This is a genomic window from Pseudomonas sp. IPO3774, assembly GCF_013386835.1.
Lineage (GTDB): Bacteria > Pseudomonadota > Gammaproteobacteria > Pseudomonadales > Pseudomonadaceae > Aquipseudomonas.
Genome location: NZ_JACAQY010000035.1, coordinates 1 through 24,835 on the forward strand (window position 1 = coordinate 1; position 24,835 = coordinate 24,835).

Annotated in this window: 2 protein-coding genes; both read right to left on the reverse strand. The window is 65.3% G+C overall.

Going from position 1 to position 24,835, the window contains the following annotated elements; all coding sequences use genetic code 11:
• Positions 1-232: 232 nt before the first annotated feature.
• Positions 233-11,650: a non-ribosomal peptide synthetase gene (locus HYE77_RS19795; protein ID WP_177069162.1), complete on the reverse strand. Its 11,418-nt coding sequence runs from the start codon at positions 11,648-11,650 to the stop codon at positions 233-235.
• Positions 11,647-24,570 (reverse strand): non-ribosomal peptide synthetase, encoded by a 12,924-nt coding sequence (locus HYE77_RS19800; RefSeq protein WP_177069163.1) that lies wholly within the window; start codon positions 24,568-24,570, stop codon positions 11,647-11,649. The genes HYE77_RS19795 and HYE77_RS19800 overlap by 4 nt, the downstream gene beginning before the upstream one ends.
• Positions 24,571-24,835 lie beyond the last annotated feature (265 nt).

Sequence of the window (24,835 nt, forward strand, 5' to 3'; positions counted from 1 at the left end):
GGGTAAATCGGCAAGGATGCCGATTTAGCCGCGCCGGGCCATGGATGGCCCGTCGCGGCGGCCCGCGGAGCCGTGCCGGAGTGCGGGCATGCCGAGCCTAAGCGAGGCACCGAGTGGTGGGGCAAAGACCTTTTGGTTACTTTTGGGGCGTTTGCCAAAAGTGACCCGCTGTAAGAGCGGAACCCTAAGTGGCCGTTACCGCAGCAACGGATATGTACACCATCAAAAGTCCTCACGAAACCCGCTCCCCAACCACAACCCCATCCCGCCACCAAGCCGCCAAACTAAAGACGTTCGGCGCCTTGAGCAGCGAAAAATGATTCCCCGGCCCATACCAAACCTCCAACACCCCCACGCACCCGCGCCACCCCTCAACCATCAACCCTTGCTCCCGCTGATTCCCCGCCGCATCGAGGGTCGGATCCTCCGCCAACACCAACCGCACCACCCCCTCATACCGCCGACCAGGCCGATAAACCGTGCGCAACGCCGAGGCATACGTGCGCGCCGGCCCATCCATCGCCTCCACCGAAGACCGCGCAGGCAACAACCCAACCCCCACCATCCCCCCATGCAACAACCTTCGCTGCTCCACTTCATCGCGCCCGGCAAAATCCACCGCATCAATCCCCAGGGACTTACCCGAAGCCACCTGCATCGACTCAATCAGCCGCAACAACGCCGCCGTCGTGGTATAGGGCCGGCCCACCACCCCATTGCCCCCGGGCGCCTCGCTGTCGATCAACGTCAACGACGCCACCTCACGCCCCAGGGCCTGCAACCGCGTGGCCATCTCGAACACCACCCAACCGCCAAACGAATGCCCCACCAAATGCACCGGCCCCGAAGGACATTCCTGCTCCAGGGCCTGCAAATAACAGCGCGCCGCCGCCTCAACCTGGCTATGGGGCACCACCTCCCCATCCAGCCCACGGGGCTGCAAGCCAAAGATCGGCCAGTCCCGGCCCAACGCCTCGGTCAACCCCACAAACCCGGTCACGCTATCCCCCGCCCCCGGCACACAGAAGATCGGTGCCTGCCCGGCGCGACCACTCTGGATCCGCAACAACGGCTGATGCACCGCCACCGCCGGCGCCTCACTCAACGCCAGGGCCTCAACCATCGCCTGCCCCAGCGCCTGGATATGCGGTGCCTGCATCATGCTCTGGTGATCCCCCGGCACCTCAATGCGGCGCAATTGCCCCACGGCCAGTGCCTCATCCCATCCCAAATCCAGGCTGCGCCGCGAGAGTTCCGTCGGCCGCTCGGCGGCGCTGAACAAGTGCACCGCCAGCGGCATCGGGAACAGGCTGTAATGCGCCAACGCATGCCCATGCCCGACTTCCCGCTGGATAAAACTCAACAGATCCGCGTCCGAAGCCGCCGCCATCTGCGCGTACAACAAATGCCGATCGCGGCAGCGTTGCAGCAAACCCGCAAAGTCCAGCTGTCCAATGTCCGCTTCCAGTTGCTCAAGGCTCGCCAACTCATCCACACCTCCCTGTGCCTTCCAATACGCCGTGCACTGCAACAGCAAATGCCGCTTGAGGGCATCCGGCCCGCTCCAGCGCGCCTTGCCCTGGTCGGTCATGCGCGGCACGTAGCTGTCGATCAACCCGAGGAATGCCACCGGTTCGTCCAGCCCCTGCAGTTGCATCGCCACTTCATAGGCCAACACCCCGCCGAACGACCAACCCGCCAGCCGATACGGCCCATGGGGCTGCACCGAGCGGATGATCCCCACCAGCCGCGCCGCCAGGCCTTCCATGGTCTGCAACTGCACCTCGCCAAGGGGTGCACCGGGCAGGCCATAGATCGGGTAGTCCCCCGGCAGGTGCCGACCCAGCGCCGGGAAATACACGTCCATGCCGCTGAACTCATGCACCAGGAACAACGGCGGCTGGCTGCCGCTGGCGCGTACGGTGATCAGCGAGCTGTTGTCCTCCCGCGCCGTGCGCTGACCGAGCATCGAGGCAACCGAGGCCACGCTGGCGTGCTGGAACAGCTCGGCCAACGACACCTCAAGCCCCGCCTCTTCCATCAGGTTGACCAGCCGGATCGCCAGCAACGAATGGCCACCCAGTTCAAAGAAACTGTCATGCCGACCGACCTGCTCCAGCCGCAACACCTCGGCCCAGAGGCGTGCCAGGGTCTGTTCCAGCTCGTTCGCCGGCGCCTCGAACACGCGGCTCGCCGATGCCTCCAGCGCGGGCACCGGCAGGGCCTTGCGGTCGACCTTGCCGTTGGCTGTCAGGGGCATTTTTTCCAGCGGTACATAGGCCGATGGCACCATGTAGTCCGGCAGGTGCTGCAGCAGATGACTGCGCAACACTTCGATGGCCAGCGGCTCGCCGGTGTAGTACGCCACCAGGCGCTTGTCCCCCGGCGCATCTTCTCGTGCCAGCACCACCACATCCTTGATGCCGCTGCAGGTGGCCAGGCGTGCTTCGATCTCGCCCAACTCGATGCGGAAGCCGCGGATCTTCACCTGGTCGTCATTACGCCCGATGCACTCCAGCAGTCCGTCCGCCGACCAGCGCCCAAGGTCGCCGGTGCGGTACAGCAAACCGTCGCCGAACGGGTCATCGACGAATTTTTCAGCCGTCAGCTCCGGCCGGTTCAGGTACCCCTTGGCCACGCCATGCCCGCCAATGCAGATTTCCCCGACCACGCCCAGCGGCACCGGCTGCAAGTGCGCATCCAGCAGGTGGATTTGCGTGTTGGCAATCGGCCTGCCGATCGGCACGCTTTCGGCATCGGCGGCGATGGCCTGCACTTCATGCGTGGTGGCGTAAGTGGTGGTTTCCGTCGGGCCGTAGCAATGCACCAGCCGCAGTGCCGGCGCCTGGGCCAGCAGGCTGCGGAACGCCGCCGGGTCGGCCCGTTCACCGCCGCACAACAGGATGCGCAGCCCGGCCAACGCGTCGGGAATCAATTGCACGTACTGGTTGAACAGCGCAGTGGTGACGAACAGGATCGTCGCCCCGCCCGCCTTCAGTGCCCGGCCAAACGCGCCGGGGTCGAGCAAGGTCGCATGGTCGATCACCAGCACCTGGCCGCCGTTGAGCAAGGGGCCCCACACGTCCATGGTGCTCGCGTCGAACGCCGGGTTGGAAGCGAACGCCACGCGGTCATGGGCGTTGAAATCGGCGTAGCCGTTATTGATCACCAGCCGCGTGATGCCCCGGTGCGGTACCAGCACACCTTTGGGGGTGCCGGTGGAACCGGAGGTGTACATGATGTACGCCACGCGCTCCGAGGACTGCGACAGGTCCGGGTTGTGGCTCGGTTGCGGGTCCAGCGCCAGGGTGTCGAGGTCGATACGTCGGGCTGGGTAAGCGACAGGCTCGCTGCTGTGGGTCAACAGCCACACCGCGCCACTGTCCTGCACCATAAAGGCTTGGCGCTCGGCCGGGGCGTTGATGTCCAGCGGCACGTAGGCCGCCGCGCATTTGAGGATTGCCAGTTGGCTGAGCAACAGGTCAATCGAGCGCGGCAACAGGATCGCCACATGGTCGCCGGGCTGCACGCCCAGGTTGCGCAGGTGGTGCGCCAACTGGTTGGCTCGGGTGTTCAGCGCGCCGTAACTCAGGGTGTGTTCACCATGCACCACTGCGATAGCACCCGGGCGTGCCTGGGCCTGGGCTTCGAACAAACGCTGCACCGTATGTTCGTGAGGGAATTCGCGCTGGGTGGCGTTGAATTCCATCCGCAGTTTTTCACGCTCCGCCGCCGGCAGAATCGACAGTTGGCTGATTGAGCCCCCTGCATTCTGTTCCAGGGCCTGCACCAGTTGCTCCAGGGCAACATGCAGGTACTCGCAGAGGCGTGGCGCGCCCTGCCCCATGGCGTCAAAGCCAAACCCGTCGCCCAGGTCATCGACACTCAGGGACAGCGCAAAGTTGGTACGTTCCTCGGCCTTGAGCACCTGCATGCCCTGCCACGCCTCGGCTACGCCGCCAGCGTGCGGGGCGCTGTGGCGATAGTTGAACAGCACGCTGAACAGCGGCGTATTGGCCGCCAGCCCGCTGCAACGCTGGGCCAGGGCCAGTGGCGCATGTTCGTGACTGAGCAACCGGGTCAGGCTTGCGTGGGTTGCCATCAGCGCTGCGTGCACCGTGCGCTCACCCAGGTCGACCCGCAGCGGCAAGGTGTTGATGAACACGCCCAAGGCACGTTCGGCGCCTTCGCCGCCTTGCAGCCGGCCCAGCAATACGGTGCCGAACACCACCTGCTCGCGGCCGGAAACCTTGCCCAGCACCTGCGCCCAGGCCAGGTGCATCAGGCTCGCAGCACTCACCCCAAGCTGCCGTGCCAGGGTGCGCAGGCGCCCGTTCAACAGCGGGTCGACGCGCAAATGTGCCTGTTGCGCTTCACCCGGTGCACTCAATGCCAGCGTCGGCTCATCGACCTCCCCGAGCATCTCGCGGAAGAACGCTTCGTGCTCTTCCTCGCGCATGCCCAACCGCGTCTGCGCCACATAATTGCGATACGGCACCGCCGCACCCAATTGCTCGCGCCGGCCGAGCAAGCACGCCTGCATCTCGTGCTGCAGCACCTCCAGCGCAACGTGGTCCATCACCAGATGATGGAACAGCAACAACGCAACCACCCGCTGGTTGGCCGGGTCCTCGGCGTATACCAGGCGCATCAGCGGTGCCTGAGCCAAGTTCAGCCGATGCTGTTCGAAGCGCGCCTGCAATTGCGCCAGCACATCGCCCGCCAGTTGAATCGGCTCAACCCGCAGCGAAGCCTGGCGCCACACCACCTGCACCGGTTCTTCAAGCCCGTCCCAGTGCATCGACGAGCGCAGGATATCCTGCCGCTCGATCACCGCCTGCAACGCCTGGGCAAACGCTTCAAGGCGCTCGACGCTGGCGAAGGCAAACTGCGCCTGTAACAGGTACGCGTCACCCTGTTGCACTGCGCGGTGGTGATACAGGATCCCGGCCTGCAACGGCGCCAGCGGGTAGATATCCTGCACGTTGGTCGCGCCGCCGGGAATGCTCGCGACAAGGCGGTCGATGGCGGGTTGCTTCAAGTTCACCAGCGTCAGCATGTCCGGGGTGATCCGCGTGCAATCCGCGGCGATCCCATTGGCTGGCACCACCACTTCGCGACCACCACCCACGGCAGCCGCCAAGGCTGCAAGGGTGGGTTGACCAAACAACACTTTCACATCCGCCGACAACCCGACCCGACGCATGCGGCCAATCAGGCTGGCGGCCAGCAGCGAGTGGCCGCCCAGCTCGAAGAAATGGTCGTGCCGACCCACACGCTCCACCTTGAGCAAATCCGCCCACAGGCCGGCCAGGGTGATTTCGGTTTCCCCCACAGGCGCGACGTACTCCCGGGCGCTCACCGATTCCAGGCCTGGCGCCGGCAGTGCCTTGCGGTCGAGCTTGCCATTGGGGCTCAGGGGCAAGGCATCCAGGTGCATGAAGGTGGCCGGTACCATGTAGTCCGGCAGGTGTTCCAGCAAATGGCTGCGCAAAGCGTCGATTTGCGCCGGCACGCCGGTGTAGTAAGCCACCAGCCGTGAATCGCGGGCGACCACGGCGGCTTCGTTGATCTGCGGGAATTGCAGCAGTCGCGCCTGGATCTCCCCCAGTTCAATGCGCAAGCCACGGATTTTCACCTGGTCGTCATTGCGGCCCAAATACTCGATGGTGCCGTCCGGCAGGTAGCGCCCGACGTCGCCGGTGCGGTACATCCGGCCCGCGCTGAACGGGTCCTTGAGGAAGCGCTCGGCCGTCAGCTCAGGACGGTGCAAGTAACCCCGCGCCACTTGCACGCCACCGATGAACAGCTCGCCCACCACACCCAACGGAACAGGCTGCAACTGCCCGTCCAGCAGGTACATGCGGGTGTTGGCAATCGGCTTGCCGATGGGGGTGTTGTCCGGCGTGACGGGCCCGGCACAATCCCACGCCGTCACGTCCACCGCCGCCTCGGTCGGGCCATAAAGGTTGTACAAACCGATGCCCGGCAACTGCTGTTTGAAGCGGCGCACCAGGCTGCCGGGCAACGCTTCACCACTGCACATCACCCGCACCAGCCCGGCGCTCTGGCTGACGTCGCCGTGGGCCAGGAACACATCGAGCATAGACGGCACAAAGTGCAGCGTGGTGATCTGCTCCGCCTCGATCACCTCACACAGGTAGGCCGGGTCTTTATGCCCGCCAGGACGCGCCATCACCAACCGCGCGCCGGTGAACAGCGGCCAGAAGAACTCCCACACCGACACGTCGAAGCTGAACGGGGTTTTCTGCAACACCCTGTCCTGGGCAGTCAGTCCGTACTCGTCCTGCATCCACAGCAGGCGGTTGACCACGCCCGCGTGCTCGTTGATCACGCCTTTCGGTTGGCCGGTAGAACCCGAGGTGTAGATCACGTAGGCCTGATGCTGCGCGGTCAGCCCATCCACTCGTGGGTTGGACGTTGATTGGTGCTGCCAGGTGTTCCGGTCCAGGTCCACCACCGGCACCGTCACGTCGCCCAGCAACGAACGGGTTTCGCCCTGTACCAGCACGGCGGCCGGTGCGCTGTCCTTGAGCATGTAGGCGATACGTTCCAGCGGATACGCCGGGTCCAGCGGCACATAACCGCCGCCCGCCTTGAGGATCGCGAACAGGCCGATGACCATCTCCAGGCCGCGCTCGACGCAAATTGCCACCCGCGAATCCGGCTGTACACCCAGCTCCCGCAGATGGTGCGCCAACTGATTGGCCCGTTCGTTCAGCTCGCGGTAGCTCAGGCACTCCGAGCCTGCCTTCACCGCAAGCGCATCCGGCGTTCTCGCCACCTGGGCTTCGAACATACCGTGCAGCGTCTGGTCGAGGTTGTAATCCACTGTGGTGTTATTGAAGTCGAACAGCAGATGCTGGCGCTCCTGATCGTCCAGCAAGTCAGCCTGCTCCAGCACCGCCTGATCGTTATCCACCATGGCCTGCAGCACGCGGGTGAAATAGCCGACATAGCGTTGCATGGTCGACTCGTCGAACAACGCGATGGCGTATTCCAGGGTGCCGCGAATTTCGCCCCGGGTCTCGCCGAGGTTCAGGGACAGGTCGAACTTGGCAAAGTGACTGTCCTCCACAATGCCTTCAAGGCTCAGGTCGCCGAGGGCCAGCACCGGCGCGTCACTGTCCTGCCAGGTCAACATCGTCTGGAACAGCGGGCTATGGGCCAGGCTGCGCAATGGCCGGGTGATTTCCACCACCTGCTCAAACGGCAGATCCTGATGAGCCTGGGCGTCCAGCGCCAGCCCCTTGACCCGCGCCAGCAGCGCCTCGGCGCTCAGTTCGCCCGAGGTATCAATGCGCACTGCCAGGGTGTTGACGAACAACCCGATCAGGCCTTCCACCTCGGCCCGCTGGCGGTTGGCGACCGGCGAGCCGATCACCACTTCCTCCTGCCCGGCCAAACGCGCGAGCAACGAGGCCCACGCCGTCATCATCACCATGTACAGCGTGGTGCCGTGGCGCTGGCTGAGGGCCTTGAGCCCGGCGCTCAGGCGCTCATCCAGGTGCACGTCGACGCTGCTGCCGGCGTAGTCCTGCTGGGCCGGGCGTGGACGGTCGGTCGGCAACATCAGCAACGCCGGCGCACCGGCCAGGGTGTGTTGCCAGTAGCTGCTCTGGCGATGCAGCACTTCGCCGCTCAGCCACAGGCGCTGCCATACGGCAAAGTCGCTGTACTGGATCGGCAACGGCGGCAGTGGGTCAGCCTCACCGTGGCTGAACGCCTGGTACAGCGCCATCAGTTCGCGGGTCAGCACGCCCATGGACCAGCCATCGGACACGATGTGGTGGATAGTCAGCAGCAATACGTGGTGATCGTCGGCCATGATCACCAGGCGCCCGCGCAACAGCGGGCCGCGCTGCAAATCAAAAGGCGCCGAGGCTTCGCCCTGGATCAACGCGTCAAGCACCTGCTGTGCTTCGGGGTGGCGACGCAGGTCCTGGACTTGCAGGGGCATCACTTCTTCAGGCGGCACGATCAGCACCTGGGCGTCGTCATCCTGCTGGGCAAACCGGCTGCGCAAGGTCTCATGCCGCGCGACGATCCGCGCCAGGGCCCGTTGCAGCGCGTCGACGTGCAACTGCCCGCGCAGGCGCAGGCCGATGGGAATGTTGTAGGCGGTGTTGGCGCCCTCCATCAGCGCCAGGAACCACAGGCGTTGCTGGGCAAACGACAACGGCAACTCCGTGTCCCGCGCCACCGGCAGGATATCCGGCAAGGTGCTGCGCCCGGCCTGGGCCACTACCTGCGCCACCGCCGCCAGTTCGGCATTGGCGAACAGTTCGCCCAGTGCCAGGTCGACCCCCAGTTGCTGGCGAACCTGGGACACCATGCGCATGGCCAGCAACGAATGGCCGCCCAACTCAAAGAAATGATCCTGGCGCCCAACACGTTCCACTTGCAACACATCGGCCCAGATCTGCGCGAGGACGGTTTCGATATCGTTATGAGGCGCCTCGTATTCGCGAGTGAAGACGGCGGCCAGGTCCGGCTTTGGCAGGGCCTTGCGGTCCAGTTTGCCGTTGGCAGTCAGGGGCAACGCATCGAGTTTCACGTAGGCCACCGGCACCATGTAGTCCGGCAAGTGCGCCACCAGATGGGCACGAACCTCGCCCACCTGAAGCGGTTCGAATTGCGGGTTTTCGGTGAAGTAAGCCACCAGCCGTGGCTGGCCCGGTTGGTCTTCACGGGCCAGCACCACCACTTCCTGAAGGCCAGGCAGCTGGTTGAGGCGGGTTTCGATTTCCCCCAGTTCGATGCGCACACCGCGGATTTTCACCTGGTCGTCGTTGCGGCCCAGGTACTCGATATTTCCGTCCGGCAACCAGCGCGCCAGGTCGCCGGTGCGGTACATGCGGCCCGAATTGAATGGGTCATCCAGGAAACGTTCGGCGGTCATTTCCGGGCGATTGAGGTAACCCCGCGCCACGCCCTTGCCGCCCACATACAGTTCACCGGCAACACCCAAGGGCACCGGGCGCTGCTGTTCGTCCAGCAGGTAAACCGTGGCATTGGAAATGGGCTTGCCGATGTGCAACGGCTGCCCGGGCTCGATCCGCCCGGAGGTCGCCACCACCGTGGCTTCGGTGGGGCCGTAGTTGTTGATCACCTCGAAACGCTGGGCCCGGGTGAACTGGCGCAGGCGGTCGCCGCCAATCAGCAAGGTGCGCAGGGTCGGGTGCTCGATGTTCTGGCTGAACGCATATTCGGCGACCGGCGTGGGCAGGAAACACACGTCCAGCGGTTGTGCGCGCCACCAGTCCAGCAGCGCGTCGATATCTTCAGCGCCGTCGTGGGCCGGCGGCAGGTGCAAGGTGGCCCCCACGCACAGCGCCGGCCAGACTTCCCAGGCCATCGCGTCAAAGCCAAACCCGGCAACGCTCGCGGTGTGACGGCCTGCGCACAGGTCAAACGCGGTGCAGTGCCAGTCCACCAGGTTGGCCACGGTGTGATGTTCCACCATCACGCCCTTGGGCAGGCCGGTGGAGCCGGAGGTGTAGATCACGTAGGCCAGGTTGGTGGGCGTGACGGCCACCTGCGGGTTGCTCGCCGAATGGTGGTGCCAGGTAAAACGGTCCAGGTTGATCACCGGCACATCGAGCGCGGGCAGGCGCTCCAGCAATGCATGTTGGGTCAGTACCGCGACCGGGGCGCTGTCGCCGAGCAGGTAGCTCAGGCGCTCGGCCGGGTGCGACGGGTCCACCGGTACATAGCAGGCGCCGGACTTGAGGATCGCCAGCAACCCGGCCAGGGTGTCCAGCCCGCGCCGGGCAACGATGGCCACGCGATCGTCGGGTTTTACCCCCAGCGCCAGCAGGTGATGGGCCAGCAGGTTGGCTTGTTGATTCAACTCGGCATAGGTCAGCTGGCGGCCTTGATACACCGCGGCCACCGCGTCCGGGGTCAGCAGGGTCTGGGCCTCGATACGCCCGTGCAGGGTGGTGCCTTGGGGGAAGTCGATGGCTGTCGCGTTGAACTGCTCCAGCAAGTGCCGCTGCTCCGCCTCGGGCAACACCGACAAGCGATTCAAGGGTGTTTCGGGTGCCTGTTCCAGCGCCTGTACCAAATTCTCCAGGGCAGTTTGCAGATAAGCGCACACCCGCTGCGGATCAACCTGGGCACTGGCCAACAGGCTCAGGCTGAAGTCTTCGCCCAGGTCGTCGACGCTCAGGGTCAACGGGTAGTTGGTGCGTTCCTCGGAGCGCAACGCTTGAATACCCTGCCAGGCCGAGACCGCTTCGGCGCTCGCGCCGCCAGCGCTATGGCGGTAGTTGAGCAACGCGCTGAACAGCGGCGTCGGCGCCACTACACCGCTGCAACGCTGGGCCAAGGCCAGCGCCGCGTGTTCGTGACGCAGCAAGGTGGTCAGCCGGGCATGGGTCGCCTTGACCCCGGTGCGCACGTCTTCGGCGCCTACATCCACCCGCAATGGCAAGGTGTTGATAAAGATCCCCAGGGCACGGTCGGTGTCGTGGCTGCCCTGCATGCGGCCCATCAGCACCGTGCCGAACACCACCTGTTCCTTGCCCGCCAGCACTCCCAGCACCTGGGCCCAGCCCATGTGGAACAGGCTCGCGGCGCTGACGCCCAACTGCCGGGCCTGGGCGCGCAAGCGCCGGCTCAGCTCCGGGGCCAGCGGCAGGCTGATCTCCTGGATGTTGTCGCCGTCGCCCTGCACATCCTGCAGGCCGTAGGGCAAGGTCGGCTCGCTGATGTCGCCGAGCATCTGCCGGAAGAACCCCTCGTGCTCCTGCTCGCTGATGCCCAGGCGCGCCTGGGCGACATAGTTGCGAAACGGCACCGCCTGGCCCAGTTCAGCCGCCCTGCCCAGCAGGCAGGCTTGCATCTCGTGGCAGACCACTTCCAGCGCGCTGTGGTCCAGGGCCATGTGGTGGAACAACAGCATCGCCACCACCCGTTGGCCGGCTTCATCCCAGGCCCGCACCAGGCGCAGCAGCGGCGCGCGGGTCACGTCCATGCGGTAGTGGCGGCCATCGAACAGGCGATGCAACTGGGCGGCGATATCGCCGTCTGCCGGGTCCAGTTCAATCGCCTGCACCGGCAGGCGCGCGGTGCGCCAGACCACTTGCGACGGTTCTTCCAGGCCTTCCCACACCACGCCGGTCCGCAGGATGTCGTGACGGTCGATCACCTGTTGCAAGGCCAGGGCAAAGCCCTCGAAACGCTCAAGGCTGTCGAAGGCAAACAGCGACTGCATGATGTACGGGTCGCCGTGCTCGGCACTCACATGGTGGTAGAGGATGCCCTCCTGCAACGGTGCCAGCGGGTAGATGTCCTGCACATTGGCGACGCCACCCTCGACGGTCTCGAGGATACGGTCGATGGACGCCTGGCTGAGGGTCGACAGGCTCAGCATCTGCGGGGTAATCGAGGAAGCGCCCGGTGGAATGCCATTGGCCGGCACCTGCACCTCACCGGCCTTGGTGGCCGAGTACTCCCCGGCCTTGATCAGCTCGATCAGCGCCGGCTTGTGTTCGCGCAGCGAGGCCACCAGTGCCGCGTCGCTCAGGGCCTGCTTGTTGCCTTGCACCGACAACTGATCGCCCTTGAGCGCCAGTTGCACATCCTTGGCCTTGAGTGTCGCCAACAGTTCGATGATGCTCACAGGACGATCTCCATTCGTTCGGTAATTGCGGCGTAGCCGGCCAGGGTCGGCTGTTCGAACAGGCCCCGCACATCGGCTTCCATGCCTTCCTGACGCAAGCGTCCGATCAAGCTGACGGCCAGCAACGAGTGCCCGCCCAGCTCGAAAAAGTTGTCGTGACGCCCGACCCGCTCCACCTTCAGCAGCTCGGCCCACAGCCGCGCCAGGGTGATTTCGGTAGCGCCCACCGGGGCTTCGTACTCGCGCACGATCAGTGATTCCACACCCGGCGTAGGCAAGGCCTTGCGGTCGAGCTTGCCGTTGGGGCTCAGGGGCAGAGCGTCCAGATACACGAATACCGCAGGCACCATGAAGTCCGGCAAACGCGCCAGCAGGTGCGTCCGCAGTTGTTCGATATCGGCTGGCACGCCGGTGTAGTAGGCCACCAGGCGTTCGTCGCGGGCCAACACGGCCGCTTCCTTCACCTGTGGGTACTCGGTCAGCCGCGCCTGGATTTCCCCCAGTTCGATACGCAGGCCACGGATTTTCACCTGGTCGTCATTACGGCCCAGGTACTCGATATTGCCATCCGGCAGGTAGCGCCCGACGTCACCGGTGCGGTACATCCGGCCTGGGTTGAACGGGTCCTTGAGGAAGCGCTCGGCCGTCAGCTCGGGACGGTGCAGGTAGCCGCGAGCCACTTGCACACCGGCGATAAACAGCTCGCCCACCACGCCCAGCGGCACCGGTTGCAACCGGGCATCCAGCAGGTACATGCGGGTGTTGGCAATCGGCTTGCCGATAGGCGTGTTGTCCGGCACCACGGGCCTGGCGCAGTTCCAGGCGGTCACGTCCACCGCGGCTTCCGTCGGGCCATAGAGGTTGTACAAACCGATGCCGGGCAATTGCTGCTTGAAGCGCCGCACCAGGCTGCCGGGCAAGGCTTCGCCGCTGCACATCACCCGCAGCAGTCCGGCGCCCTGGCTGACATCACCGTGGGCCAGGAACACATCGAGCATCGACGGCACGAAGTGCAAGGTGGTGATCTGTTCTGCCGCGATCACCTCGCACAGGTAAGCCGGCTCCTTGTGCCCGCCGGGGCGTGCCATGACCAGCCGCGCACCGGTGAACAGGGGCCAGAAGAACTCCCACACCGACACATCGAAGCTGAACGGGGTTTTCTGCAGTACCGCATCAGTGGCGTTCAGGCCGTAGGCGTCCTGCATCCACAGCAGGCGGTTGACCACACCCGCGTGCTCGTTGATCACGCCCTTGGGTTGGCCGGTGGAGCCGGAGGTGTAGATCACGTAGGCCTGGTGCTGCGCGGTCAACCCGGGAACCTGTGGGTTGGACACCGGCTGGTGCGCCCAGGTGTTCTGGTCAAGATCCACCACCGGCACCGTCACGTCGCCCAGCAACGAACGGGTAGCGCCCTGCACCAGCAGCGCCGCGGGCTGGCTGTCTTGCAGCATGTAGGCGAGGCGACCCAGCGGGTACGCCGGGTCCAGCGGCACATAACCACCACCGGCCTTGAGGATCGCAAACAGACCGATGACCATCTCCAGACCACGCTCGACGCAAATCGCCACCCGCGCATCCGGCTGCACGCCCAGTTCCCGCAGGTGGTGCGCCAGTTGGTTGGCGCGCTGGTTCAGCTCGGCATAGGTCAGGCATTGCTCACCCGCCTTCACCGCCAATGCATCCGGCGTGCGCTCGACCTGGGCCTCGAACAGGCCGTGCAGGGTCTGCGCCAGGTCGTAGTCAACCTCGGTGGCATTGAAATCAAACAGCAGCTGCTGACGCTCTGCATCCCCCAGGATCGGCAGGTGGTCAAGGGCCTGGTGCGGCGCGTGCTCCAGGGCCTCCACCAACTGGGTCAACGCCATCTGCATATAACCGCAGACCCGTTGTGCGCCTACCTGGGCCGGGGTCAACGCGGTGAAGTCATAACCATCACCCAGGTCATCGACGTTCAGGGTCAACGGATAGTTGGTGCGCCCGTCATTGGTCAGGGTCTGCATGCCTTCCCAGGCGTGCTGCGCGTCCTGTGAACGGGTGGCGCCGCCCCGGTGGCGATAATTGAGCATCGAGCTGAACAGCGGCAGCGGCGCCGCCACCCCGCTGCAACGCTGGGCCAGGGCCAGGGAAGCATGTTCATGGCCCAGCAGCGCGGTGAGCCGGGCATGGGTGCTGCGCACGCTGTCGCGCACGCCTTGCCCGTCGATATCCAGGCGCAATGGCAGGGTGTTGATGAACACGCCAAGGGCCCGGTCCGCGCCCTCGCCGCCCTGCATCCGGCCGACCAGCACCGTGCCAAACACCACATTCGGCTTGCCCGACGTCACCGCCAACACCTGCGCCCATGCCAGGTGGAACAGGCTCGCGGTGCTCACGCCCAGCAGGCGTGCCTGGGCCCTGAGGCGCCGGCTGACGGCAGCGTCCAGGTGATGCGTGAATTCTTCGATATCCCGACCATCGCCCTGCACATCCTGCAAGCCAAACGGCAGCGTCGGCTCGTGGATATCGCCAAGCATCTCGCGGAAGAACCCTTCATGCTCCTGCTCGCTGACACCCAGTCGCGCCTGCGCCACGTAGTTGCGATAAGGCATCGGCGCGGCCTGCGGTGCGGGGTGCCCCAGCAGGTAACCCTGCATTTCCCGCAGCACCACGTCGAACGCGGTGTGGTCCAGCACGATGTGGTGATACAGCAGCACCGCCACCACCCGCTGATTGGCCGGGTCGTTGGCGTACATCAGGCGGATCAGCGGCGCCTGGGCGATGTCCAGCCGGTAGCGCCGGGCGTCGAAACGCTGATGCAGGCCGGCCAGCACATCACCGTCCAGATGCAGCGCTTCGACCGTCAATCGAGCCTTGCGCCACACCACTTGCACCGGCTGCGCCAAGCCTTCCCAGACCACACCGGTACGCAGGATGTCGTGGCGGTCGATCACCTGCTGCAAGGCCTGGGCGAAGCTGTCCAGGCGCGCCTGGGTATCGAATGCCAGGTGCGATTGCAGCAGGTACGGATCGCCCTGCTCCGCCGTGATGTAGTGGTAAAGAATGCCTTCCTGTAACGGTGCCAGCGGGTAAATATCCTGCACATTGGCGGCGCCACCCGGCACGCTGGCGACGATCTGGTCGATCATCGGCTGATCCAGCTCCACCAATGGCAGCATCGAGGGCGTGATGCGCGGGCAATCGGCGGCGATGGCATTCACCGGCACCACCACTTCCCGGCCACTGCCCACTGCCGCTGCCAATGCCGCCAGCGTCGGCTGGCTGAACAGCACCCGCACATCGGCGCTGAGGCCGGCCTGGCGCATGCGCTCGATCAGGCTTACCGCCAGCAAGGAATGGCCGCCCAGCTCGAAGAAGTGGTCATGGCGGCCCACTTGCTCCACCTGCAACACCTCGGCCCAGATCCGCGCCAGGGTGGTCTCGACTTCGCCGCGTGGGGCTTCATATTCCCGGCTGAGCACGGCGGCCTGATCCGGTGCCGGCAGCGCCTTGCGGTCAAGCTTGCCGTTGGCGGTCAACGGCCAGCTGTCGAGTTTGACGTAGGCCACCGGCACCATGGCCTCGGGCAGTTGGCTGTGCAGCTCGGCGCGCAGGGTTTCGATAACCAGCGGGGTTTGCTGGGTGAACCAGGCCACCAGGCGGCCGTCGCGCACCAGCACCACGGCTTCCTTGACGCCGTCGACGGCGGCCAGGCGGGTTTCGATTTCTCCCAGCTCGACGCGCACGCCCCGGACTTTTACCTGGTCGTCGTTGCGGCCCAGATATTCAATGTTCCCATCCGGCAGCCAGCGCGCCAAGTCGCCGGTGCGGTACATGCGGCCCGGGTTGAACGGGTCATCGAGGAATCGCTCGGCGGTCAGGTCCGGGCGATTCAGGTAGCCGCGGGCCACGCCGCGGCCGCCTACATACAGCTCACCGGCCACACCCACCGGCACCGGCCGTTGTTGTGCATCCAGCAGGTACACCGTGGCATTGGCCATCGGCTTGCCGATATGCAGCGGCTGGCCGGCGCGCACCCGGCCAGAGGTGGCGACCACCGTGGCTTCGGTGGGGCCGTAGTTGTTGATCACCGCGAAACGTCGCTCATGGCTGAACTGGCGCAGGCGATCACCGCCGATCAACAGGGTGCGCAAGCTTGGGTGCTCAAGGTCCTGGCTGAACGCGTACTCGGCCACCGGGGTGGGCAGGAAGCTCACGTCCAGCGGCTGGGCCAGCCACCAGGCCAGCAGTTCGTCGATGTTTTCATTGCCGACATGGGCCGGTGGCAGGTGCAAGGTCGCCCCCACGCACAATGCCGGCCAGACTTCCCAGGCCATGGCATCGAAACCGAAGCCGGCCACGCTGCTGGTGTGGCTGCCGGCCTGCAGGTCGAAGGCTTCACAGTGCCAATGCACCAGGTTTTCCACGGTGCGGTGTTCCACCATCACGCCTTTGGGCTGGCCGGTGGAGCCGGAGGTGTAGATCACATAGGCGAGGTTCGCCGGGGTCAGGCTGGCGACGTGGGGATTGGTGCCGTCGGGATAGGCGCCATGCAGATCGACGATGGCGATATCACCGAGCACGCCACGGGTGCTCTCTTCGGCCAGGACCGCGACCGGTGCGCTGTCTTGCAGCAGGTAAGCGATGCGCTCGGCCGGATAGGCCGGGTCTACCGGGACGTAGGCCGCGCCCGCCTTGAGAATCGCCAGCAGGCCCGCCAGCATCTGCGGGCCGCGTCGGCAGCAGATCGCCACACGGTCGTCGGGCTGTACGCCCAGCGCCAGCAGGTGATGGGCCAGTTGGTTGGCGCGTTGGTTGAGCTGTTGGTACGTCAGGTGCTGGCCGTCCTGGCTCACGGCAATCGCCTGCGGCAGGCGCAGGGCCTGGGCTTCGAAAGCGCCGTGCAGGGTCTGCCCTTGCGGGTAGTCGCGGGCGGTGGCGTTGAAGCTGCGCAGCAGGTGTTCGCGTTCGCGGGCAGGCAGTACCGGCAACTGATGCAACGGCGTTTGCGGCGCGTGCTCAAGGGCCTCCACCAGTTGCTCCAGCGCACTGTGCATGGAGTCGCACAGGCGCTGCGCGCCGATGGATTCCAGCGCCAGTACCGTCAAGCCGAAGCCCGTACCGAGGTCGTCCACACTCAAGGTCAGCGGGTAGTTGCTGCGCTCTTCGCCGCCGAGCAATTGCACACCTTCCCAGATACCGTGGCCGTCGCGGGCCATTTCGCCCGGGGTGCTGTGGCGGTAGTTGAGCAAGGCACTGAACAACGGCATCGAGGTCGGCACGCCGCTGCACCGCTGGGCCAGCGCCAGGGATGCATGCTCATGGCCCAGCAAGGCACTGAGCCGGGCGTGGGTCGCCTTGACGCCGGCACGTACCGCGCCGGCACCCACCTCCACCCGCAGCGGCAAGGTGTTGATGAACATGCCCAATGCCCGGTCGGCACCTTCGCCGGCTTGCATGCGGCCCATCAATACGGTGCCGAATACCACGTCCTGACGGCCCGACACCAGCCCGAGGACCTGGGCCCACGCGAGGTGCATCAGGCTCGCAGCGCTGACTCCCAGTTGCCGCGCCTGTTCACGAACCCGCAGCGCCAGCCCTGCATCGACGGGCAATTCGGCCTCTTCGATATCCCGGCCATCGCCCTGCACATCCTGCACGCCGAAGGGCAGCGTGGGCTCGTCGACATCGGCGAGCATTTCGCGGAAGAACTGCTCGTGTTCCTGGGCGCTGACACCCAGGCGAGCCTGGGCCACGTAGTGACGGAACGGTGCCGCGGCCGGCAAGTCATCGGCCTGGTTGAACAGGAACGCCCGCATTTCCTGGCCGACCACTTCCATGGCGGTGTGGTCCAGTGCCAGGTGATGGAACAGCAGGATCGCCGCGACCCGCTGGTTGGCCGGGTCCTGCGCATACACCATGCGCAGCAGCGGCGCCTGGGTGATATCCAGGCGATAGTGGCGGGCATCAAAACGCGCGTGCAGTTGTTCGATCACATCACCATCGGCCGGGTCCAGCGGGATGTTCTGCACCACCAGTTCGGCCTGGCGCCACACCACTTGCACCGGGCTGTCCAAGCCTTCCCACACCACGCCGGTGCGCAGGATATCGTGGCGCGCCACGACCTTTTGCAGCGCGCCCATGAAGGCCTGCAAACGCTCGACGCTGTCAAACGCCATGCGCGATTGCAGCAGGTAGGGGTCGCCCTGTTCGGCGCTGATGTGGTGGTAGAGGATGCCTTCCTGCAACGGCGCCAGCGGGTAGATATCCTGCACGTTGGCCGCACCGCCGGGCACCGTCGCCACGATGCGGTCGATGGCCGGCTGGTCCAGCTTGACCAGGGTCAGCATCGACGGCGTGATGTGCTCGCAGCCAGGCGCAATGCCGTTGGCCGGCACCACGATTTCCCGGCCACTGCCCACCGCCGCCGCCAGCGCCGCCAGGCTTGGCTGGTTGAACAGCACCCGCACATCGGCGCTCAGGCCGGCCTGGCGCATGCGCTCGATCAGGCTTACCGCCAGCAACGAATGGCCGCCGAGTTCAAAGAAGTGGTCAAAGCGCCCGACACGCTCGACCTTCAGCACGTCCTGCCAGATCTGCGCCAGCAGGGTTTCCACCTCGCCTTCGGGCGCTTCGAAACCACGGCTGAGCAGCGACGCCTGATCCGGCGCAGGCAGGCCCTTGCGGTCCAGCTTGCCGTTCGCCGTCAGCGGCAACAGCTCCAGCCAGACATAGGCCGACGGCACCATGTAGTCCGGCAGCCGGCTTTGCAGGTGCGCTCGCAACGCTTCAATACTCAGCGGCGCCTGGGCGGTGTAGTAAGCCACCAGGCGCTTGTCGCCGGGCTCATCTTCACGGGCCAGCACCACCGTGTCTTTCACGCCGGAATAGCTGGCGAGGCAGCTTTCGATTTCACCGGGCTCGATACGGAAACCCCGGATTTTCAGCTGATGGTCGTTGCGGCCCTGGTACAGCAAGGTGCCGTCCGCCTGCCAGCTCGCCAGGTCGCCGGTGCGGTACAGCAGCCCATCGCCGAACGGGTCGACGATAAATTTCTCGGCGGTCAATTGCGGCTGGTTCAGGTAACCCTTGGCCACACCCGCGCCACCGATGTACAGCTCGCCAACCACGCCCAGCGCCACCGGCTGCTGCCGTGCATCCAGCACGTAGGCGCGGCTGTTGCCAATCGGTCGACCAATCGGAATACCGCCCTCACCCACCGACTTGATCTCGAAGGTGGTGGAAAACGTCGTGGCTTCGGTGGGGCCATAGCCATTCAGCAGGTGCTGCGGCGCGCCGTGCTCAAGCACCCGGGCGATCACCTGCGGGTCGAGCACATCGCCGCCGACGATCAGGTAGCGCAGTTGCCGGAACATCGGCATCAACCCGTCGGCGTACTGATGGAACAGCCCGGCGGTCATCCACAACACGCTGACGGATTGCTCCTGCAACAGGGCGCCAAACGCGGCCTGGGACAGCAACGTGGCATGCTCGACCACCACCACGCAGCCGCCGTTGAGCAACGGCGCCCACACATCGAGGGTGCTGGCGTCGAACGCCGGGTTCGAGGCGAAGGCCACCCGGTCGCGGTGATTGAAGTCGGCATAACCGTTGTTGATCACCAATCGAGAGACGGCGCGATGGGGCACCTGCACACCCTTGGGCGCGCCGGTTGAGCCGGAGGTGTACATGATGTACGCCACGCTTTCGGCAGACTGGGACAGGTTCGGATTATGGGCCGGCTGATTGTCGAGGTTCAGCCCGTCGAGATCACGCAGCACCTGCCCGGCGTGACTGTCCTGCACCATGAACGCCTGGCGTTCGTCCGGCGCATTGATGTCCAGCGGCACGTACACCGCCGCGCACTTGAGGATGGCCAGTTGGCTGACCAGCAGGTCGATGGAACGTGGCAGCGCGATGGCCACGCTGTCGCCCGGTTTTACACCCTGGTCGATCAAATAGTGGGCCAGGCGATTGGCCCGCAGGTTGAGTTCGCGGTACGTCAGCGACACGTCGCCGTGCACCACCGCCAGCGCGTCGGGGCTGGTCAGGACGCTGGCTTCGAAGATCCCGTGCACGGTGTGCGCAGCCGGGTAGGCGCGAGCAGTGGCGTTGAAATCCACCAGCACTTGATGCCGCTCGGCGGCTGGCAGGATCGACACTTGATGCAGCGGTGTGGTCGGCGCCTGTTGCAGTGCCGTGACCAGGTTGCGCAAGGCGCTGAGCATGTAGTCGCCGACGCGCTGCACATCCACCTCCGCCACGCCTTGCACGGTCAAGGCAAAGCCTGCGCCGAGGTCGTCGACGTTCAGCACCAGCGGGTAGTTGCTGCGCTCCTCGGAACTGAGGATTTCGATCCCGGCGTCGGCAAACGGGCTGGCGCCCGGCGCTTCACCCGGCGCGCTGTGGCGGTAGTTGAGCAAGGTGCTGAACAATGGCAGCGCACCGGACACGCCACTGCAACGCTGGGCCAGGGACAAGGACGCATGTTCATGCCCCAGCAACTGTGCCAGCCGCGCATGGGTGGCGCGCACGCCAGCCTGCACGCCCACCGCGCCGACACTGACCCGCAACGGCAAGGTATTGATGAACATTCCCAGCGCCCGGTCGGCGCCCTCGCCGCCGTGCAGCCGGCCCAGCAGCACGGTGCCGAAGACCACGTCGTCCTGGCCCGAGATCTGGCCGAGGACCTGGGCCCATGCCAGGTGCACCAGGCTTGCGGCACTCACCCCCAGTTGCCGGGCCTGCTCGCGAAGGCCCAGGCTGAGGGCCGGTTCCAATGCCACGTGCGCTTCGCGCACACCGCTGCCGTCGCGGTTCACGTCCTGCAAGCCGAAGGCCAGGGTCGGCTCGTCGATGTCGCCGAGCATTTCGCTGAAGAATGCCTCATGCTGCGCAGCGCTCACACCGAGGCGCGCCTGGGCCACGTAGTTGCGGTACTGCACGGCTTCGGGCAGCAAGCCGGTTTCGCCTGCAAGGCTCGCGCTCATTTCCTCCACCAGCACCTGCAACGCGGTGTGGTCCAGCAGGATGTGGTGCAGCAGCAGGATGCCGACGTAACGGCCCTGATCCTCGGCGTAGGCAAACCGCATCAGCGAAGCGCGGGACAGGTCGAGGCGGTAGTGGCGTGGGTCGAAGCGTTCCTGCAGTTGCGCCAATACGGCGCTGGAAGGATCGGCTTCAACCTGCTCAACCACCAGCAGCGCCTGGCGCAAGACCACCTGCACCGGCTCGTCCAGGCCTTCCCAGACAATCCCGGTACGCAGGATATCGTTGCGCTCGATCACACTTTGCAGCGCACGGATAAACGCCTCGACCGGCTCATGGCCGCTGAAGCTGAACTGCACCTGCAACACGTAGGGATCGCCTTCGGTGGTTGCCAGGTGGTGGTAGAGGATGCCGGCCTGCAACGGGGCCAGGCCGTAGATGTCCTGTACGTTGGCGATGCCGCCGGGGACACTGGCGATGATATGGTCGATGGCCTGCTGGTCGAGATTCACCAGCGGCAGCATGTCCGGGGTGATGTGCCGCGTCGCTTCGCCGATCAGGTTGGCCGGGACCTGCACTTCATGTTGCCCGCCCACCGCAGCGGCCAGCGCAGCCAGGGTCGGCTGGCCGAACAGCACCCGCACATCGGCGCTCAGCTCGAGCTGGCGCATGCGCTCGATCAGCTTGACCGCCAGCAACGAATGGCCGCCCAGCTCGAAAAAGTTGTCCTGGCGCCCGACCCGGTCGACCTTGAGCAGGTCTTGCCAGAGACTCGCGATCGCGGTTTCCACCGCGCCTTGTGGCGCTTCATAACCACGACGGGCCAGGGCATCGGCGTCCGGTGCCGGCAAGGCCTTGCGGTCGAGCTTGCCGTTGGTGGTAAGCGGGAACGCGTCGAGCAGCACAAAGGCGCTGGGCACCATGTACTCGGCGAGGGACAGCAGCAGGTGGTCACGCAGCTCAGCGGCAGTGGGCGTGTGTTCAGGCTGGGCAATCACGTAGGCCACCAGGCGCTTGTCGCCCGGTTCGTCTTCGCGGGCAATCACCACGGCTTCGCGCACACCTTCGCAGGTGGCCAGGCGTGCTTCGATTTCCCCCAGTTCGATACGGAAACCGCGAATCTTCACCTGGTCGTCGTTGCGCCCCAGGTACTCGACACTGCCGTCGGCCAGCATCCGGCCGAGGTCACCGGTCTTGTACAGGCGCAGGCCGGTTGCGGGATCCGTCAGAAAACGTTCGGCCGTCAGCTCATCGCGGTTGAGATAACCCCGCGCCACGCCGGCACCGCCGACGTACAACTCCCCGACTACGCCGCTCGGCACCGGTTCGCGGCGGGCGTCCAGCACATACAGTTGCAAGTCGGGAATGCGCACGCCAATCGGGCTCACGCCCACCCGCTGTGCATCCGCCGCCTCCAGGGCATGGTAGGTCACGTGCACGGTGGTTTCGGTGATGCCATACATGTTGACCAACCGCGTACCGGCGTTGGTCACCCGGGCGTACCACGGCTTGAGAATCCCCGGTTCCAGGGCTTCACCGCCGAAGATCACCTGGCGCAGCGAGTGCAGTTGCTGGCTGCGGCCCTGTGCCGCGATCAACTGGCGGAACGCGCTCGGCGTCTGGTTGAGAATACTGACGCCGGCTTCGCACAGCAGTGCGTAACACTCGTCCGGCGAGCGGCTGACCAGCTGCGGCACCACCAGCAACTGCCCGCCATGCATCAGCGCGCCCCAGATCTCCCACACCGAGAAGTCGAAGGCAAACGAGTGGAACAGCGCCCAGGTGTCATTGGCGTTGAACTTGAACCAGTGCTCGGTGGCGCTGAACAGTCGCGCGACGTTGCGGTGTTCGATCATCACGCCCTTGGGCAGGCCGGTGGAGCCGGAGGTGTAGATCACATAGGCAAGGCTGGACGCGCTGATTGCAACGTTGGGGTTGACGATGGGCTCGTGCTGCAGGCTGTTGAGGTCGATCGACGTGACGTCGCCCACCAAGTGGCGGGTGTCGTCCTGCACCAGCACCGCCAGCGGCGCGCTGTCTTTCAGGGTGTAGGCGATACGGTCCAGCGGGTAGGCCGGATCGATCGGCACATAACCCGCCCCAGCCTTGAGAATCCCCAGCAGGCCAATGATCATTTCCAGCCCGCGTTCGACACAGATCGCCACCCGGTCGTCGGGGCGGATGCCATGCTTGAGCAGGCAATGCGCAACCTGGTTGGCGCGCTCGTTCAGCTCGCGGTAGCTCAGGTGTTCGTGTTCAAAGCGCAGCGCGATGGCTTCGGGATGGCTGGCGGCATGAGCTTCGACTTGCTGGTGGATCAGGGCTGAATCGGCGTAGTGCTGGGTGCTGGCGTTAAGGCCATGCAGCAGATGCTGGCGTTCGGCGGCAGGCAGGATGCCCAGGTTGTGCAACGGTGCATCTGGCGTTTGTTCCAGGGCCAGCACCAGGTTTTCCAGGGCGGTGTGCAGGTAACCGGCAATGCGCGTCGCGCCGATGGAGGCGTCCACCATCACGGTAAAGGCAAAGCCTTCGCCCAGGTCATCGACGTTGACCGTCAGCGGGTAGTTGGTGCGTTCTTCGGCGCCCAACACCTGGATGCCTTCGGCGATATCGATCACCGCCTGGGTGTCCGAGGCATCGCTGTGACGGTAATTGAGGATGGCACTGAACAACGGCGTGGGTGCGGCCACACCGCTGCAACGCTGGGCCAGGGCCAGGGAGGCGTGTTCGTGATCGAGCAATTCGGTCAGGCGTTTATGGGTGGTTTGTACGCCCTCGCGCACGCTTTGTTCGCCTACATCTACCCGTAGCGGCAGGGTGTTGATGAACATGCCCAGGGCCTGGTCGGAGCCCTCGCCTGCGCCCATGCGGCCGAGCATCACGCTGCCAAATACCACGGCTTCGCGAGCCGAGACCTTGCCCAGCACCTGGGCCAGCGCCAGGTGCATCACACTGGCGGGACTGACACCCAACGGTCTTGCCTGGGCCCTTAGACGGCGACTTAGATCGCCGTCGACGGCAATGCGGGTTTCGTCGATGCCATGCCCGTCACCCTGAACATCCTGCAGGCCGAACGGCAGGGTTGGCTCGTCGATATCGGCCAGCATCTCGCGGAAGAACGCTTCGTGAGCCTGTTCGCTGACGCCATGGCGGACCTGGGCGATGTAGTTGCGAAACGGCACCGGTGCACTGGCGTGTTCGGTCTGGCCGGCGAGGTGCAGCTGGATCTCCCGGCGCACCACGTCGAGGGCGGTGTGGTCGAGGATGGTGTGGTGGAACAGCAGCATGGCGACCACACGCTGGTTGCGCGGGTCTTCGGCGAACACCAGTCGCAGCAGCGGTGCCTGGCCGAGGTCCATGCGGTAGTTGCGGGCGTCGTAGAGGGCTTGCAGTTGGGTCAGTACATCGCCGTCGAGGCGGGCTTCTTCGCAGGCCAGCGAGGCCTTGCGCCAGACGACTTGCAGGGGTTCGTCGAGGCGATCCCAGGCCATCGAGGTGCGCAGGATATCGTGGCGGTCGATGACCCATTGCAAGGCCTGGGCGAAGGTTTCAAGACGGGCACGGCTGTCGAACACGAACTGCGCGTGCAGCACGTAGGGGTCGCCCTGGTGCGCTGACAGATGGTGGTAAAGCATGCCTTCCTGGAGGGGTGCCAGAGGGTAGATATCCTGCACATTCGCCGCCCCGCCGGGGATCGCGGCGACGATGCGGTCGATGGCGGGTTGGTCGAGGTTGACCAGGGGCAGCATGTCCGGGGTGATGCGATAGGCCGGGCTGAGCCAGTCGCCGCCGTGTTGGGCGACGAGGTCGAGCAGTTGGGGTTTGTGGGCGATCAGTTGGTCCCATAGGGCGTCATCCAGCGCGTCGTCGTCACCCAGGATGATCAGGTCGCCTTCGTCCATTTGCAGGCGGATCGGGTGGGTGGAAAGAGCTGCCAGTAATTTGCTGAACTGCATGGGGTAACCTGCTTTTTTGAGTCGGATACGGTTGAGGAGAAAGTCCGTTTTCAGCTGTCGCGTAAGTGCCTGGGAGGCCCGGTTTAAAGCGCGGGCGCAGTCGTGGGCCGGGAGGCTTCCCGCAGGGTTGGGAAACTAGAGGATTCGGGGGGTGGGGGGTGACATGGGAAGCGGGGACAAAGCGGCTGGCGTGGGGGAACTTTCGTATTTGTTGGATGGGGGGCATATCCGTTATTTGGGTGATGGCTTCGATTGGTTCCGCTCT